At 37.1% G+C, this 14327-nt stretch carries 19 protein-coding genes; 11 read left to right on the top strand and 8 right to left on the bottom strand.

Translation table 11 applies throughout. From position 1 onward, the window contains the following. Positions 1-18: 18 nt before the first annotated feature. From lepB to larC2, 8 genes are all read left to right on the top strand, one after another. The gene (gene lepB / locus CALHY_RS05620) at positions 19-576 is read left to right on the top strand and encodes a signal peptidase I (protein WP_013403014.1); all 558 of its coding nucleotides are present in this window, start codon (positions 19-21) and stop codon (positions 574-576) included. Positions 577-671: 95 nt separating this feature from the next. Next, positions 672-1196 (top strand): DUF6106 family protein, encoded by a 525-nt coding sequence (locus tag CALHY_RS05625; RefSeq protein ID WP_013403015.1) that lies wholly within the window; start codon positions 672-674, stop codon positions 1194-1196. A gap of 29 nt (positions 1197-1225) precedes the next feature. Next, complete coding sequence (gene guaB / locus CALHY_RS05630; protein WP_013403016.1) at positions 1226-2692, top strand: IMP dehydrogenase; 1467 nt, start codon at positions 1226-1228, stop codon at positions 2690-2692. A gap of 32 nt (positions 2693-2724) precedes the next feature. Continuing rightward, entirely contained in the window at positions 2725-3597 is an 873-nt protein-coding gene (locus tag CALHY_RS05635) for an aldose epimerase family protein (protein ID WP_013403017.1), read from the top strand. Between the two features lie 25 nt (positions 3598-3622). Beyond that, positions 3623-4429: an ATP-dependent sacrificial sulfur transferase LarE gene (larE, locus tag CALHY_RS05640; RefSeq protein ID WP_041723362.1), complete on the top strand. Its 807-nt coding sequence runs from the start codon at positions 3623-3625 to the stop codon at positions 4427-4429. Positions 4430-4456: 27 nt separating this feature from the next. Next, positions 4457-5218: a nickel pincer cofactor biosynthesis protein LarB gene (gene larB, locus CALHY_RS05645; protein ID WP_013403019.1), complete on the top strand. Its 762-nt coding sequence runs from the start codon at positions 4457-4459 to the stop codon at positions 5216-5218. Positions 5219-5248: 30 nt separating this feature from the next. After that, positions 5249-5992: a nickel pincer cofactor biosynthesis protein LarC gene (gene larC, locus CALHY_RS14020; RefSeq protein ID WP_041723123.1), complete on the top strand. Its 744-nt coding sequence runs from the start codon at positions 5249-5251 to the stop codon at positions 5990-5992. 44 nt (positions 5993-6036) lie between these two features. Continuing rightward, positions 6037-6369 (top strand): nickel pincer cofactor biosynthesis protein LarC2, encoded by a 333-nt coding sequence (larC2, locus tag CALHY_RS14025; protein WP_041723363.1) that lies wholly within the window; start codon positions 6037-6039, stop codon positions 6367-6369. A gap of 61 nt (positions 6370-6430) precedes the next feature. On the opposite strand, the gene ychF is transcribed toward larC2, so the two are convergent. The 6 genes from ychF to CALHY_RS05680 form a co-directional block, all read right to left on the bottom strand. Next, positions 6431-7519, bottom strand: coding sequence for a redox-regulated ATPase YchF (gene ychF / locus CALHY_RS05660; protein WP_013403020.1), 1089 nt, complete (start codon positions 7517-7519; stop codon positions 6431-6433). A gap of 162 nt (positions 7520-7681) precedes the next feature. Then, positions 7682-7840 (bottom strand): hypothetical protein, encoded by a 159-nt coding sequence (locus CALHY_RS13735; RefSeq protein ID WP_013403021.1) that lies wholly within the window; start codon positions 7838-7840, stop codon positions 7682-7684. A gap of 48 nt (positions 7841-7888) precedes the next feature. Then, positions 7889-8560 (bottom strand): lytic transglycosylase domain-containing protein, encoded by a 672-nt coding sequence (locus CALHY_RS05665; RefSeq protein ID WP_013403022.1) that lies wholly within the window; start codon positions 8558-8560, stop codon positions 7889-7891. A 38-nt stretch (positions 8561-8598) separates the two neighbouring features. Then, entirely contained in the window at positions 8599-8853 is a 255-nt protein-coding gene (locus tag CALHY_RS05670; RefSeq protein ID WP_013403023.1) for a hypothetical protein, read from the bottom strand. 23 nt (positions 8854-8876) lie between these two features. After that, on the bottom strand, positions 8877-10763 hold the full coding sequence (locus CALHY_RS05675; protein ID WP_013403024.1) for a heme NO-binding domain-containing protein: 1887 nt from the start codon (positions 10761-10763) through the stop codon (positions 8877-8879). A 5-nt stretch (positions 10764-10768) separates the two neighbouring features. Next, positions 10769-10969 (bottom strand): hypothetical protein, encoded by a 201-nt coding sequence (locus tag CALHY_RS05680; protein ID WP_013403025.1) that lies wholly within the window; start codon positions 10967-10969, stop codon positions 10769-10771. 108 nt (positions 10970-11077) lie between these two features. Between CALHY_RS05680 and CALHY_RS05685 the strand changes: the two genes are divergently transcribed. The 3 genes from CALHY_RS05685 (at position 11078) to CALHY_RS05695 (ending at position 13234) form a co-directional block, all read left to right on the top strand. Beyond that, positions 11078-11509, top strand: a complete 432-nt coding sequence (locus CALHY_RS05685; protein WP_013403026.1) for an EamA family transporter — start codon at positions 11078-11080, stop codon at positions 11507-11509. 78 nt (positions 11510-11587) lie between these two features. Next, the gene (locus CALHY_RS05690; protein ID WP_013403027.1) at positions 11588-12409 is read left to right on the top strand and encodes a helix-turn-helix transcriptional regulator; all 822 of its coding nucleotides are present in this window, start codon (positions 11588-11590) and stop codon (positions 12407-12409) included. Between the two features lie 99 nt (positions 12410-12508). Then, the gene (locus CALHY_RS05695) at positions 12509-13234 is read left to right on the top strand and encodes an SIMPL domain-containing protein (RefSeq protein ID WP_041723365.1); all 726 of its coding nucleotides are present in this window, start codon (positions 12509-12511) and stop codon (positions 13232-13234) included. An 84-nt stretch (positions 13235-13318) separates the two neighbouring features. Here the strand turns inward: CALHY_RS05695 and trxA are convergent, their stop codons facing one another. Together trxA and CALHY_RS05705 are read right to left on the bottom strand one after the other, a co-directional pair. Then, positions 13319-13645, bottom strand: a complete 327-nt coding sequence (gene trxA, locus CALHY_RS05700; RefSeq protein WP_013403029.1) for a thioredoxin — start codon at positions 13643-13645, stop codon at positions 13319-13321. Between the two features lie 44 nt (positions 13646-13689). Then, on the bottom strand, positions 13690-13959 hold the full coding sequence (locus CALHY_RS05705) for a metal-sensitive transcriptional regulator (RefSeq protein WP_013290262.1): 270 nt from the start codon (positions 13957-13959) through the stop codon (positions 13690-13692). Positions 13960-14327 lie beyond the last annotated feature (368 nt).

Raw genomic sequence — 14327 nt, forward strand, 5'->3', positions numbered from 1 at the left:
AGAAGGAGACGAATATTGATGATGGAACAGCATCAAACGCTGAAACTTCAAAACAAAGTGGTAAAAGAAGCAGTTGAGTGGATTTTATGGATTGGCGGTGCAGTGCTTATTGCTCTTATCCTGCGCACTTATGTCTTTTCACTTGTGATTGTCCCGACCGGCTCAATGCTCAACACAATTCAGCTAAACGATAGACTCTTTGTATATAAGCTTGGTTATGTTCTTCATATAGAAGATGTCAAAAGAGGAGACATTGTGGTTTTCAAGTATCCAGACGATAGAAAAACTTTATATGTCAAAAGAGTTATAGGTCTTCCTGGCGACACAATCGAGATAAAAGATGGTGTTTTGTACATCAACGGTAAAGTCTATAAAGAAAATTATTTAAAAGAACCCATGGTAGGAAGCTTTGGACCATACAAAGTTCCGCCCGGACACTATTTCATGATGGGTGATAACAGGAACGACTCTCACGACAGCCGGTTCTGGGAACACAAGTATGTTCCAAGAGATGATATTTTGGGCAAAGTTGTGTTTAGGGTATATCCGTTTAGTCGCGCAGGAATAGTAAAGTAGATGAAAACAAAAACTACTGATGGTGATAAAAGTTTATTTTTAGATAGATTTGTTGTTTAAAAAATTAGAGTTATTCGGAGGGTTGATTGTAAATTATGAACGATGTTTTCCATGAACAGCTAATTGTCAGAAAAAAGACCTCTGGTGAAAAGGCAAAACAAGTGCTCATTATTATCGGCGGGGTGTTGGTTGGACTTATAACATTCTTTATACCAATCATAAACACCTTAGGTCCTGTTCTTTTAGTTTTGGCTATATGGGGTGCAATTTATCTTTCGAGAAACTACAACATTGAGTATGAATATGCTGTAACAAACCACTATCTTGACATAGACAAGATAATTGCTCAGAGAAAACGAAGCAGGGTTGTGTCTTTGGACATCCGAAAGATTGACTATTTTATTTCTTCAAAAGACTCAAGTATGTTCAATGCTCAAAAAAATGACAAAAGTATTATCCAGTCATTTGACTGCACGTCAAACAGTGGTGAGGAGAATGTATATGCTATTGTTGCTAATGTAGAAGGTAAAAAAACAAGAATTTTGTTTGAGCCGAACGAAGAGATAGTTCAGGCAATAAACAAGTTCTTCCAGAAAAAGCCTTACCAAATTTATAGATAAAAATTCTTCCAAAGGAGATTGAGATTGAGATGGCATTTGAAGACAAAATAATCAAAGAGGCACTGACATTTGACGATGTTTTACTTGTACCTCAATACAGTGAAGTTTTGCCAAAGGATGTAGATGTTTCGACTTATCTTACAAAGACGATAAAACTCAACATTCCTCTTATGTCAGCTGGTATGGACACTGTAACAGAGTCGCGCATGGCAATTGCCATTGCCCGTGAGGGTGGAATTGGTGTTATCCACAAGAATATGACAGTGGAAGAGCAGGCAAGCGAGGTAGACAAGGTAAAAAGGTCTGAACATGGTGTAATAGTTGACCCGTTTTATTTGTCCCCTGACAACAAGATATACGAAGCGATGGAGCTCATGGCAAAGTATCGCATTTCAGGTGTTCCGATAACAGTAAATGGCAAGCTTGTTGGTATTATAACAAACAGGGATATTCGATTTGAGACAGACTATTCAAAACCAATCAAAGAGGTTATGACGTCAAGTAACCTTATCACTGCAAAGGAAGGCATCACCTTAGAAGAAGCAAAGGAGATCATGAAAAAACACAAAATAGAAAAGCTCCCTATTGTTGATGATGAAGGTAATTTGAAAGGTCTTATCACTATAAAAGACATTGAAAAGGCAGTAAAGTACCCAAATGCAGCAAAGGACAGCAAAGGCAGGCTTCTGTGTGCTGCTGCTGTAGGTGTATCAAAAGACACAGATGAGCGTGTTGACGCTCTTGTTAAAGCTCAGGTTGATGTGATTGTTGTTGACACAGCTCACGGACATTCAAAAGGTGTAATTGAAACGGTAAAGAGGATAAAGTCAAGGTATCCACACATTCAGGTTGTTGCGGGCAATATTGCAACTGCTGAGGCTGCCCGTGATTTGATTGAGGCTGGAGCAGACTGTGTAAAGGTTGGAATTGGTCCTGGGTCTATCTGTACAACAAGAGTTGTTGCAGGTATTGGTGTGCCGCAGATAACTGCTATAATGGATGTTGCTGAGGTTGCAAAAGAATATGGTATTCCTGTTATTGCCGATGGTGGAATTAGGTATTCTGGGGATATAACAAAAGCGCTGGCAGCTGGTGCTGATGTTGTCATGATAGGAAGTCTTTTTGCAGGATGTGAAGAGAGCCCTGGCGAGTGTGAGATTTACCAGGGGCGAAGGTTTAAGGTTTACAGAGGCATGGGTTCGCTTTCTGCAATGAAAGCAGGAAGCAAGGATAGATATTTCCAGGAAGATGCTTCAAAGCTTGTTCCTGAAGGGGTTGAGGGTAGAGTTCCATATAAAGGTCCGCTTGAAGACACTGTTTTCCAGCTAATTGGCGGTTTAAAGTCTGGTATGGGTTATTGCGGTGCAAGGACTATAAAAGAACTTCAACAAAAGGCAAAGTTTGTAAAAGTCACCCAGGCTGGTGTCAGAGAAAGCCATCCGCATGACATCTATATCACAAAAGAAGCACCAAACTATTCTGTTCATGTTGAGTAGTCGGAAGTATTATACAGGGGAGGAAAACCATTTTGGACTTTGCAGAAAAATATCATGAAAATGGTTTGGATCTTATCAAAATATATTCAAAGACAAAAAATTCATATTTTACAGTTGCACCCGAGCGGGGTGCAATTGTTGTTTTACTCAATCTTTCAGGCAAAGAGATTCTTTATTTGAATGAGGCGACACTTTTTGACAGAACAAAAAACATAAGAGGCGGAATACCAGTTTTGTTCCCGATATGTGGCAGAGTTGTGGACGGCAAGATTTTTTTCAAAGGTCAAGAGTTTGAGATGAAAAATCATGGCTTTGCAAGAGACAGCTGTTTCAACATAGCAGGTTACATTGACATGCCAGATAAAAATGGTATAATTTTGAGGCTTTCAAGTAACGAATTTACAAAGAGATTTTATCCATACGATTTTGAACTTTTGCTTCAATATCTACTGAGCGATGAAATGTTTGAAGTGAAGATGATTGTTAAGAATGAAGACAGTAGTATAATGCCTTTTTATGCAGGATTTCATCCTTATTTTCTGTGCAATAAAGACGAGTTTACTCTCAAGCTTGAATGTGAAAAGTGCTTTGACGATGTTGAAAAAAGGTTTATTGATCTTCAGGATTTCAAAGAGATTGATTTTTCAAAACCTGAGGTCAACCTTGACTTTTTGGATGTAGGAAGTAGCGAAGTTGAAATTACTCTTGACAGGGATAAAAAAATAGTGCTTTTGAAAGATGAAAATTTCAAGAACATTGTGGTTTGGTCTTTAAAAGATTTTGACTTTGTATGTGTTGAGCCCTGGATGGGCGAACATGAAGGATATATCAATAACAAGTTTTATTACTTAGAGCCAGGAGCAATCTTTGAAGGATGGTTTGCAATTAAACTTGCAAGCAAGTAAACTAAAAAAGGCGGGGGTTAAAACGTTGGTCGATAAAAAAATTGCATATGAAAAACTTGAAAGGCTAAAAGAAATTATAAAAGACTATGAAAGCGTGCTTGTTGCGTTTTCGGGGGGAGTTGACTCTACATTTTTGTTAAAGGTTTCGTTTGATGTGCTGGGGGAAAAAGCCATCGCCGTGTTTTCAAGTTCAGTTTTGAGCCCGCAAAGGGAAAAGGAAGATGCAGCAAAGCTTGCAAAAGACATTGGGGCAAGGCTGATTGTTATAGAGAGAGACGTTTTTTCAAATGAGGATTTTATGAAAAATGATAGACTTAGATGCTATTATTGCAAGAAAGATTTGATAAAAAGGTTAAAAGTATTAAAAGAGGAGTTAAATCTAAACGAGATAGTTGAAGGTTCAAACATAGATGACCTTCAGGATTTTAGACCCGGCAGAAAAGCTTTTGAGGAAGAAGGTATCAAAAGCCCACTGGTTGAAACAGGACTTACAAAAGAGGAGATAAGGTATTTGTCGAAAGAATTTGGGCTTTCCACATATCAAAAACATTCTTCTGCATGTTTGGTTACAAGAATTCCATATGGTGATGAAATTACATTGGAAAAACTTCAAATGATAGAAAAGGCAGAGGATTTTTTGGTTCAAAAAGGATTTTCACAGGTGAGAGTAAGACATCACGGAGCTATTGCGCGAATTGAGGTTGCAAAAGAGGAGCTTTCAAAATTTTTCGACCTTAAACTGCTTGATGAAGTTTCAAACGCTTTGAAAGCCTTGGGATTTAAGTATGTAACGCTTGACCTTTCCGGCTACAGAACAGGAAGCATGAACTGATTTAACACGAAAGGAAGAAGGTAGAAAATGGATGTAAGAAGAATACTTGAGGATGTCAGAGACGGCAAAATTTCGGTTGACGAGGCATTGAAGGTTTTTGCCAAGATGCCATTTGAAGACATTGACTTTGCAAAGATTGACCATCACCGCAAGCTCAGACAGGGCATGTCTGAGGTCATCTTTTGCGAAGGGAAAACAAAGGAGCAGGTTTTAAAGATTTTTGAGAGGATGATTGAAAGAGGAGAAGTAAACATTATTGGCACAAGGGCAAGCAGAGAACAGTATGAGTACTTAAGAGAACATCTAAAAGATGATGTGATATATTATGATACAGGTAGAATTATCTGTGCAAAGAGGGTTGAGATTATCAAAAATCCAAAAGGACACGTTGCAGTTGTGTCTGCTGGAACTGCCGATTTGAAAGTGGCGGAAGAAGCAGCTATAGTTTTGGAGATTTTAGGAAACAATGTAAAGAAAATGTACGATGTTGGTGTTGCAGGAATCCACAGGCTGTTTGCCCACCTTGATGATATTCAGTCATCCAACGCAGTTGTTGCAGTTGCCGGTATGGAAGGTGCACTTGCATCAGTTGTTGCTGGGCTTGTTTCAAAACCTGTTATTGCTGTTCCAACATCTGTTGGTTATGGCGCAAATTTTAAGGGGCTTTCAGCCCTTCTTACCATGCTAAACTCGTGTGCAAACGGTGTTTGTGTGGTCAACATTGACAATGGATTTGGTGCAGCCATTGTTGCCCATATGATAAACTCGCTTGCAAATCAGAACTTGTAAAAAAGGAATAAAAGAGGAGGAAAAGTTTTTATGATTCTCTATTTTGATGCAATCTCAGGCCTTGCGGGTGATATGCTTGTTGCATCGCTAATTGACTGTGGAGTTGATTTTGAGTATATAAAATCAAATATTTCACTTTTAAAGCTTGACGTTGAGCTTTCGGTTGAAGAGAAATTTGTAAATGGTATTAAGGCAAAAAGATTTATAGTAAATACTCATTCACATAACCATGAACATCACAGCGAGGATGCTCATCATCACAGAACTTTTAAAGATATAAAAAAGATGCTGATAGAAAGCTCTTTGCCAGAGGCTGTAAAAGAGATGTCGATAAAAATATTTGAGAAGATAGCTTTGGCAGAGGCTAAGGTGCACAGCAAGAATCCAGAAGATATTTCTTTCCACGAGGTTGGAGCAGATGATTCAATAGTGGATATTGTTGCATTTTCTCTTTGCATAGATTATTTAAAGCCTGAAAGAATAATCTTTTCGCCTCTTTGTGACGGCAGAGGTTTTACAAAATCGATGCACGGCATTATTCCTGTGCCAGCACCAGCTGTTTTAGAGATTGCAAGGCAAAATGGTATTCCACTTTCCACAAAGGATATTGAATCTGAGCTCATAACCCCAACAGGCATTGGGATTGCAGCAGCAGTTGCAAGCTCATTTTCCCAAATGCCAAATATGACCATCGAAAAGATTGGGTATGGTGCAGGGACAAAAGAACTTCCTATTCCCAATGTTGTGAGAGCTATAGTTGGAAAAAAAAACTGAATTTTGATGGTGATTATTTTGAGATATTTGCAAACGTTGATGATATGACAGGCGAACATCTTTCGCTTGCACTTGAGAAGATAATGCAAAGCGGTGCTTTGGATGTCTATTTTACTCCAATTTTCATGAAAAAAGGTCGGCCTGCTTACAAGATTGGGGTCATAACAAAAGCTCAAAACTTTGAGGATGTAGCCTCTGCAATCTTTCGCTGGACATCTACAATTGGTATAAGATTTGTAAAGATGCAAAGAATAGAGATGGAAAGACAGGAGAAAAGAATTCAGGATAATCCCGAGCTGAGATTAAAGATAAGTTCTTATGAGGATATTAAAAGAATCAAACTTGAATTTGAAGATATTAAAAAGTTAACTGAATAATAAAAAAGGGGCAATCCAAAAAATACATTGGATAGCCCCTTTCTTGCAATATACAATATATCTACACATTGAACCTGAAAATAACCACATCACCATCTTGCATGACGTAATCTTTCCCTTCTGACCTGACAAGCCCTTTTTCTTTTGCCTGGGCAAACCCGCCACATTCTACCAGCACTTCAAACGGCACAACTTCAGCTCTTATAAATCCTTTTTCAAAATCGCTGTGGATTTTGCCAGCCGCCTGTGGTGCTTTTGTTCCTTTTTTGATTGTCCATGCTCTTACTTCTTTTTCTCCCGCTGTCAAAAACGAAATCAGCCCCAAAAGCCTGTATCCTGCCTGGATTAGATTGTCAAGTCCCGATTTTTCAATGCCAAGTTCTTTTAAGAATTCTTTCTTTTCTTCATCTGGCAGCGCAGCAATTTCCTCTTCGATTTTAGCGCAGATGACAATTACTTCTGACCCTTCTTCTGCTGCAATTTCCTTTACTACTTTTACATATTCATTTTCTTTTCCAATATCCTTTTCAGAGATGTTAGCTGCATAAATTGTAGGTTTGAATGTAAGAAGGTTCAACGAATTTACAAACTTCAAATCGTCTTCATCATCGAATTTGAGCGTTCTTGCCATTTTGCCACTTTCCAATGTAGAATAAATCTTTTCCATGATTTCAAGCTCGTGTGCTGCTTCTTTGTTATTTTTTGCAAGTTTTCTTGTCTTGTCAAGCCTTCTTTCCAGCACTTCCATGTCAGCAAAGATCAACTCTAAATTGATTGTTTCAATGTCTCTTCTTGGGTTTACACTTCCTTCCACATGGACTATATCAGTGTCGTCAAAACAGCGAACAACATGAACAATTGCGTCAACCTCTCTTATATGAGACAAAAACTTATTGCCAAGGCCTTCACCTTTGCTTGCACCTTTTACAAGCCCTGCAATGTCAACAAATTCAATAAAAGCAGGTGTCACCTTTTCAGGATTGTATATCTTTGCAAGTACATCGAGTCTTTCATCAGGCACTGCAACAACTCCCACGTTGGGTTCAATCGTACAAAACGGGTAGTTGGCAGCTTCTGCACCCGCTTTTGTTATTGCATTAAAGAGAGTACTCTTGCCTACATTTGGAAGTCCAACAATACCAAGTCGCATTTTTCTTTTTTGCCCCCTATGAAAATCTTTTGTTTTTTACAAATAAACAGTATAGAATACTTTGTGTCAAAAATCAATTTAGAATTGCGCAAAATAAAAACGCCACCCCACTTTCTTTTGAGCCATTTTACAAGGTGGCGCTAAGAATTTTTGAAAAACCTTTTAATCTTTTCTGAGTTTTTTCCCGATTATCATTCCAATCATCATACCCTTAAAAAGCCCTGTAAGATAAGAGCCGAGCATACACAGCATATTCTTTTTTGCCTTGAGCATGCTGTATCTACTTCTTTGGCGATTATACAGCTTTCTTGTTCTGACCATTTTTAATCTCCCCCTCTTTCTATTAATGTGTGCAACTGAAGAGGGAGATTATACATCATATTCTCTGTATTTTTGAGAAAGTAAAAGCACCCTTTGAACGTAGTTTATAGTCTCATCAAACGGTGGAATTCCACCAAACTTTAAAACATTTGCTGGACCTGCATTGTAAGCTGCCAGTGCAAGTTCAATGTTTCCATCAAACTCTTCAATTTTTTCCTTCAAGTATCTTATACCACCGTCTAAGTTTTCAATAGGGTCATATGGATTTACACCTAAGGATTTTGCAGTTTGGGGCATCAGCTGCATAAGACCAATTGCGCCAGCCTTAGAGACTGCATCTTGACGAAAACCTGATTCTGCTTCAATTACGCTTAATACTAAACTTGGCAAAACTCCATATTGTTTTGCCTTTTGTGTAGCGATTGATATTATGTCGTCTTTGCTAAGATTAAATTTGTTGTTGGTCAAAGGCTCAAAAGCATAGCTTGAGCTTTGCAAGTTGTAGCTGCCAAGTCTTTTGTTCAAAATAATATCTGCAGTTTTTGCCTGTGTGCTCAAAATTGGAGTATCAGTTTCTACATTGGTTGTTTGAACGGCATTTTCAAAGCTCTGCACAAATATATCTTTAAAATTTTGGGGCAGGTTAGTTTTGCTTGATATTCTTTGCACTATCTGGGAAAATTTCTGCACAATTAAATCCTGAACGTTATAAATTGCCATAACAAAATCCCCTCAAGCTACTTTATTTTTAAAAGCCTTTAGCATTCAAGATTCATATACTGAAGTTTCACATGATCAAGCTGTTTCACATCGTTTTCAAATGCCTTTATCTCATCCTCTGTTGCCTGCATGTGCAAGATGATAGGTCCCTGGTTTGAACAGCTCTCGCCTGCCTCATGAATTCCAAGTCTTGTTTTGATAATACATCCATGTTTTGTCAAAATCTCCTGAAGTTTTGGTGCATCGTGCAGCCTGTTGTCAACTAAAATTGCAGCTATAAAAGTTTTGCACATTTTCAAAACCCTCCCCTTTATTTTTATAATCGGTATTTTGAAAGCTCTTCTTTAAACACATTTGAAAGGTTTTCAAGGTCGGCAACCTTGTTCAAAAGTTCTTTTATACTCTCTGCATACATAGAAATTGAAGCTGCCATCTCCTGAGCAGATGCTGAGTTTTCTTGAGATATTGCCGAAAGAGATGTGATTGTTTCAAATACGTTTGAAATCCTCTCGGCTTCCTGGGAAAGAGATTCAATTTGCGAAATTAAAGTCTCAACCACATTTGATATTCTTTCAATGTTTTGGTTGTTCCTATTCACAACGTCATTTAAAGTAGATTCGCTCTTTGTGAGTTTTTCGACCTGCTGGGTCAAAATAGTCGACAGATTTTCAATCTCCTCCACAAATGTTTTGAGGTTTTTGTTAATTGTCTTTGCAAAAGACATTGTGCTATCTGCAAGCTTTCTTATCTCATCTGCGACAACTGCAAATCCAACACCGACATTTCCAGCCCTTGCAGCTTCAATTGAAGCGTTGAGCGCAAGCATGTTAATCTGGTTTGAAATTTCTGCAACTGTTGATGTTATCTTCATGACCTCATTTGCTTCTTCAGAAAGTTTACTGCCTTTTTGAACTATCTCAGAAAACTCCGTGCTAATTATGTTTATATCTTTTGCAGCTTCACTTATGTCTTTTCCAGAATTATTAAGTATTTGATTGACGTCTGTCAAAATATCTTTTGTCTGAGTTTGCTGTGACACAATTAATTTTAGATTTTCTATATTTTCATTCAGAGTTGTTATAGCCTTTTCAATCTCTTCTGCCTGATGAATAGCACCTTGAGCAACATCATTTACAATTCCAGCAACAGAATCAGAAAGACTTTTCATCTTATCAGCAATTTCTTTTATGTTCTTAGAGAAACTGTATATCTCGTCACTTCCACCTTTGAGCAAAAGCAAATCTTTTTTAACAGAAGATTTTGTTGTGGCTAACATTTTTGCAAAGTTTTCTAATTTGTCATTTGTCTTTATAATCAGTGAGCCGCTAAAATCCAAGTTCTTGAGAGAATTTAGCTCATCATAAATAGGCTTTAGAGGTCTTAGGATAAAAAACGCAGCAACGAATGTGGTTATAAAAGTGAGGCCTGCCGTAAGAAGATGGCTGGCATATTCAGTTTTGTTTGACTCGAGTATAAAACTTAAAACTATGACTGCGATTGATGAGAATATAGAAATCTTGAACTCCAAAGACCTTATAAAACCTAAACCCGCTATTATATTGAAGTAGGCTTTTTTAACCTTTCGATTTGTTTTTTCAAATCTAATTCTAATTTTTAAATGATAAAATCCCTCTTCATCTTTGTACCTTTCAAGCTCTTCAAAATCCAGTTTCTCATTGAAAAATTCAGCACTTCCTTCAAGAAGACCAAGGAAATAATCGTAAAATCCTCTTTTGGACACATATGTTATGTAGGCTTCATTTGGCGATATTTCTTCAAAGATTATTCGGGGCGGTTTTGCACCTTTTATCATTCGGGTAAGCTGGCTGTGAACATCGTCCATGTATTCTAAAAAGCCTTTTAGTGATAGTCTTTGAAAATATGAAGGGAACCATTTACTAAATGTTTTTATGTTATTTTTACCAATCTCTCTCCACATCTGCGAAGGGAGGACATTTGCTTTTTCGCACGCCTTTTCAATCATCTTGTGAACAAGCTCATCGTCAATATCGTCTGTTGGTGAAATTATAACCGACTCGTCAAGTCCCATACCTTGCCTTGCATACTTTTTAACATCCTCTCCCCATATATTTCCAATTGTTTCAAGCCAGGTTAGAACAACAGTTCCTTTCAAGCCTACATTTCCCCTTTCTAAAAAAGTGCGATATATTAAAATAATACCACAAAAAATGAAAAAGAGCACAACTTTTATGTGCTCTTCTCAATCCTCCTTTGTGCTTCGCTTTCAATTAGCCTGTCCAAAAATATAGATTTTTCAAATACTTCTTTTCGTGCAATAATGCCTTTGTCAACCAAAACTTCAATTAGCGAGGTTATCATCAAGGTGTTTTTATAGTCAACCTCTTTGAGCTGTGAAATCTGAGACAAAATATCAATTGACCCTTTCATTTGACCTCAATACCTCTCCCTCTATTTAAAAATTTTAATTGCTATCATTTTGATTATTGGCTAAAATGTAATTAGCTATACATCTGGTTGATTTGGAGGTATGCTGAAATGAACTATTTGTGGCTAATATTCGGACTTTTATCAGCTCTGTTTGCATCTCTTGTTGCAATATTTGGGAAGATTGGTCTAAAAGGCATTGATACAAACGTTGCAACAGCTATAAGAGCCGTGATTATGGCTGCTTTTTTAATCATTGTAGTTGCATTTCAGGGGAGACTGAGCAAGGTTGGGGAAATCTTAGCTGATAAAAAGGCTATTTTGTTTATTGTTTTAAGTGGCGTTGCAGGAGCTCTATCATGGCTTTTCTATTTTTTGGCTCTCAAGAATGGGAAGGTTCAGCAGGTTGCGCCAATCGACAGGCTTTCGGTTGTGTTTGCAATTGTACTTGCTGCCATTTTTCTTGGCGAGAAAGTTTCATTTTACACAGCAATTGGAGTGCTGCTAATTGCCGCAGGTTCTATATTTGTTGCACTGGGCTAAAAGATTATTCAATATAATATCATTTTACAGATTTTAGAAAACAAGCTTTGAGACTTTTAAGAGGGGAAAGACAGCATTATGAAAACCTGCTTTATAGTCAACACTTCTTTGGAAAAAGGACTTCCTATTTATCTCAAAAGCGTGGGCTTTAACCAGTCTCAAGAGCATATTGTTCGAAAGAATGGGCATCCGGATTTTCATTATCTTCACACCGCGCAAGGTAGAGGAGTTTTAATTGTGGATGGGAAGGAATACATTGTTGATGAGTCTGTGGCATTTTTCTTGTGGCCAGGTGTTCCCCATGAATATTATGCGATATCTTCTGATTGGTCAACAGTATGGCTTACTTTCAACGGCCCTGCTTGTGAGATGATATTAAAAACCATGGGAATAAAACCTTTTGAAATATTTAAACTCTCAAGCAAACAGTATTTGGAAGGCATTTTAGAAGCCATTTCGAATAAAGCATCATTTTACAATTATATAGTTTCAATTGAATGTTCTCAGCTAATTTATAGTTTCATCCTTCACATGGCGTTGAATCTCCAGAACAAAATTGAAAGAAATTTTGAGAGTAATTATTTAAAGCTACTTCCAATCCTAAGATATATCGAAGAGAATTATTACAAGAACATCACTCTTGAGGAGCTTTCAAAACTGATTGGTCTTTCACCACAGCATCTTTGCTCAGTTTTTAAGAAAACTTTTCAGACAACACCCTATGAATATTTAATAAGAATTAGAATTCAAAAAGCAAAAGAACTTTTGATAAAAAACCCTATAATTCAAATAAAAGAAGTGTGTTATGAGGTTGGATTCAAAAATCCAAGCTATTTTTGCTACATGTTCAAAAAATTAGAAGGGATAACTCCGATGCAGTTCAAAAGGCTTTTTGGATAAAAATTTTTAAAGGTCACAACATTTATGGAAGTTAAGCGTTATATAAGGTAGAATAAAAAACAAGAAGAAGTTGTATTTTAGGAGGGAATTTAGTTGAAAGTGAAAAACAAAAAGATTGGAGCTGTAAGTTTGGCAATCTTGCTACTTTTGGCAACTTTTTTGGTATTTTTTGCACCAAAGGTGGATGCATCATCTGCATCTTATCAAGCAAAAACAGAGATTACTGTAAAAGGACAGGCATCGGTGTATGTAGAACCTGACATAGCCATTTTGACATTTGGAGTTGTGAGTGAAGATATCAGTGCAGATGCTGCATACTCTCAGACTGCAGCAAAGATTAACAAAACCATTGATGCAGTAAAGAAGCTTGGAATTGACCCAAAGGATATAAAGACACTCAGAGTAAATGTTTATCCAAAATATTCTTACAACAAAGATGACGGCACTTCAAAGATAGTGGGATTTTATGCATCAACTGATTTGACTGTAACTGTAAGAAATCTTTCTATTGTTGGAAAGGTGATTGACACTGCATTCAAAAATGGTGTAAACACATTCAGTAGCCTAACATTTGATATCTCAAACTCATCGCCTTACTACAACCAGGCACTCTCAAAAGCACTTGAAAATGCAAAGCAAAAGGCAGCAACAATTGCAAAAGGGCTTGGCTTAAGCCTTGGCAAGCCAAAATCTGTTACTGAAAATAGCTATGTGAACAATCCTCCTATATTCTACTACAAGGCAGAAGCTATGGCTTCTTCAACATCAACCCAAATTCAGCCTGGAACAATTGAGATAAAGGCCGAGGTAACATTGGTATATTGAGATTTTCTAAAACATATACGAGAAAAGGCGGCAGTTTTATCCCTGCCGCCTTTTCAGGTGGTTTTTTCAAGTAGCATTAAGATATTACAAATTCCTGTTTATAAAGTTTACAAAGTCGCTCTTAGGTCTTGCACCGATAATCTTGTCAACTGCTTTGCCATTTTTAAAGAGCATAATTGTCGGAATGCTCATGATTCTAAATGCATATGCTATGTCACCATAATCATCAACATTGAGTTTTGCGAATTTTACTTTCCCTGCATATTCCTGAGCAAGCTCTTCCATAACAGGTGCAACCATTCTGCAAGGTCCGCACCACGCTGCCCAGAAATCAACAACAACAGGAATATCTGATTGCAAGACCTCTCTTTCAAAATTTTCACTTGTCAGTGTTACAATATTATTTGCCATCTTTATCACATCCCCTTTCAATTTTTATATATACCCATTTTTATTTATTTGATAAACCTTAATAAGGTTTCAATCAGCTCATCAATGCTTTTTTCATTTTCAGTATTTTTGTACTCAGCAATGCATGACTTTGAATACTTTTCAAGAATGATTGCTCCTACCTTGTTGAGTGCAGCTTTTACAGCTGCAATCTGTGTCAAAACATCGTTGCAAGACTTGTCATTCTCAATCATCTTCTGGATACCCTTAATCTGTCCTTCAATCTTTCTGAGTCTCAGCAGGAGATTCTCTTTTTCCTTGCTCAGTTCATCCACTTTCGAACCCTCCCTATACCATATACCCCTATCACTTATTTATTATACCCTCTTTTTTCATTTTGTCAACATTTTTAAAAATAATTTTTCTTCAAAAGATTTTTATAATAAACATTAGATTTTAGGAGATAATTAAAGATAGAATTGGTTTTTCTCAAAAAATTGAAAAATAAACGTGAATTTTGGTCTTAAATTGTCCGAAATAGACTTTTTTAATAATTGACAAGTATTCACAGATGAGTATAATGAAAATCAAGGAAGGTCAAAGTAAAACAAGTCAGGGTATAAAGTCAAAGTCTCATGTCGTCTGTGGGATTCCAGCGGTTTTCGGAAGTAAGGTATAAGTAAAAGTGGCAGTGGGAAAAATA

The organism is Caldicellulosiruptor hydrothermalis 108 (assembly GCF_000166355.1).
Taxonomy (GTDB): Bacteria; Bacillota; Thermoanaerobacteria; order Caldicellulosiruptorales; family Caldicellulosiruptoraceae; genus Caldicellulosiruptor; species Caldicellulosiruptor hydrothermalis.

Coding starts and splice junctions, on each gene's coding strand:
- lepB (WP_013403014.1), top strand. CDS start 19: ATGATGGAACAGCATCAAACGCTGAAACTTCAAAACAAAGTGGTAAAA.
- CALHY_RS05625 (WP_013403015.1), top strand. CDS start 672: ATGAACGATGTTTTCCATGAACAGCTAATTGTCAGAAAAAAGACCTCT.
- guaB (WP_013403016.1), top strand. CDS start 1,226: ATGGCATTTGAAGACAAAATAATCAAAGAGGCACTGACATTTGACGAT.
- larB (WP_013403019.1), top strand. CDS start 4,457: ATGGATGTAAGAAGAATACTTGAGGATGTCAGAGACGGCAAAATTTCG.
- larC (WP_041723123.1), top strand. CDS start 5,249: ATGATTCTCTATTTTGATGCAATCTCAGGCCTTGCGGGTGATATGCTT.
- larC2 (WP_041723363.1), top strand. CDS start 6,037: ATGACAGGCGAACATCTTTCGCTTGCACTTGAGAAGATAATGCAAAGC.
- ychF (WP_013403020.1), bottom strand. CDS start 7,519: ATGCGACTTGGTATTGTTGGACTTCCAAATGTAGGCAAGAGTACTCTC.
- CALHY_RS13735 (WP_013403021.1), bottom strand. CDS start 7,840: ATGGTCAGAACAAGAAAGCTGTATAATCGCCAAAGAAGTAGATACAGC.
- CALHY_RS05665 (WP_013403022.1), bottom strand. CDS start 8,560: ATGGCAATTTATAACGTTCAGGATTTAATTGTGCAGAAATTTTCCCAG.
- CALHY_RS05670 (WP_013403023.1), bottom strand. CDS start 8,853: ATGTGCAAAACTTTTATAGCTGCAATTTTAGTTGACAACAGGCTGCAC.
- CALHY_RS05680 (WP_013403025.1), bottom strand. CDS start 10,969: ATGAAAGGGTCAATTGATATTTTGTCTCAGATTTCACAGCTCAAAGAG.
- CALHY_RS05685 (WP_013403026.1), top strand. CDS start 11,078: ATGAACTATTTGTGGCTAATATTCGGACTTTTATCAGCTCTGTTTGCA.
- CALHY_RS05690 (WP_013403027.1), top strand. CDS start 11,588: ATGAAAACCTGCTTTATAGTCAACACTTCTTTGGAAAAAGGACTTCCT.
- trxA (WP_013403029.1), bottom strand. CDS start 13,645: ATGGCAAATAATATTGTAACACTGACAAGTGAAAATTTTGAAAGAGAG.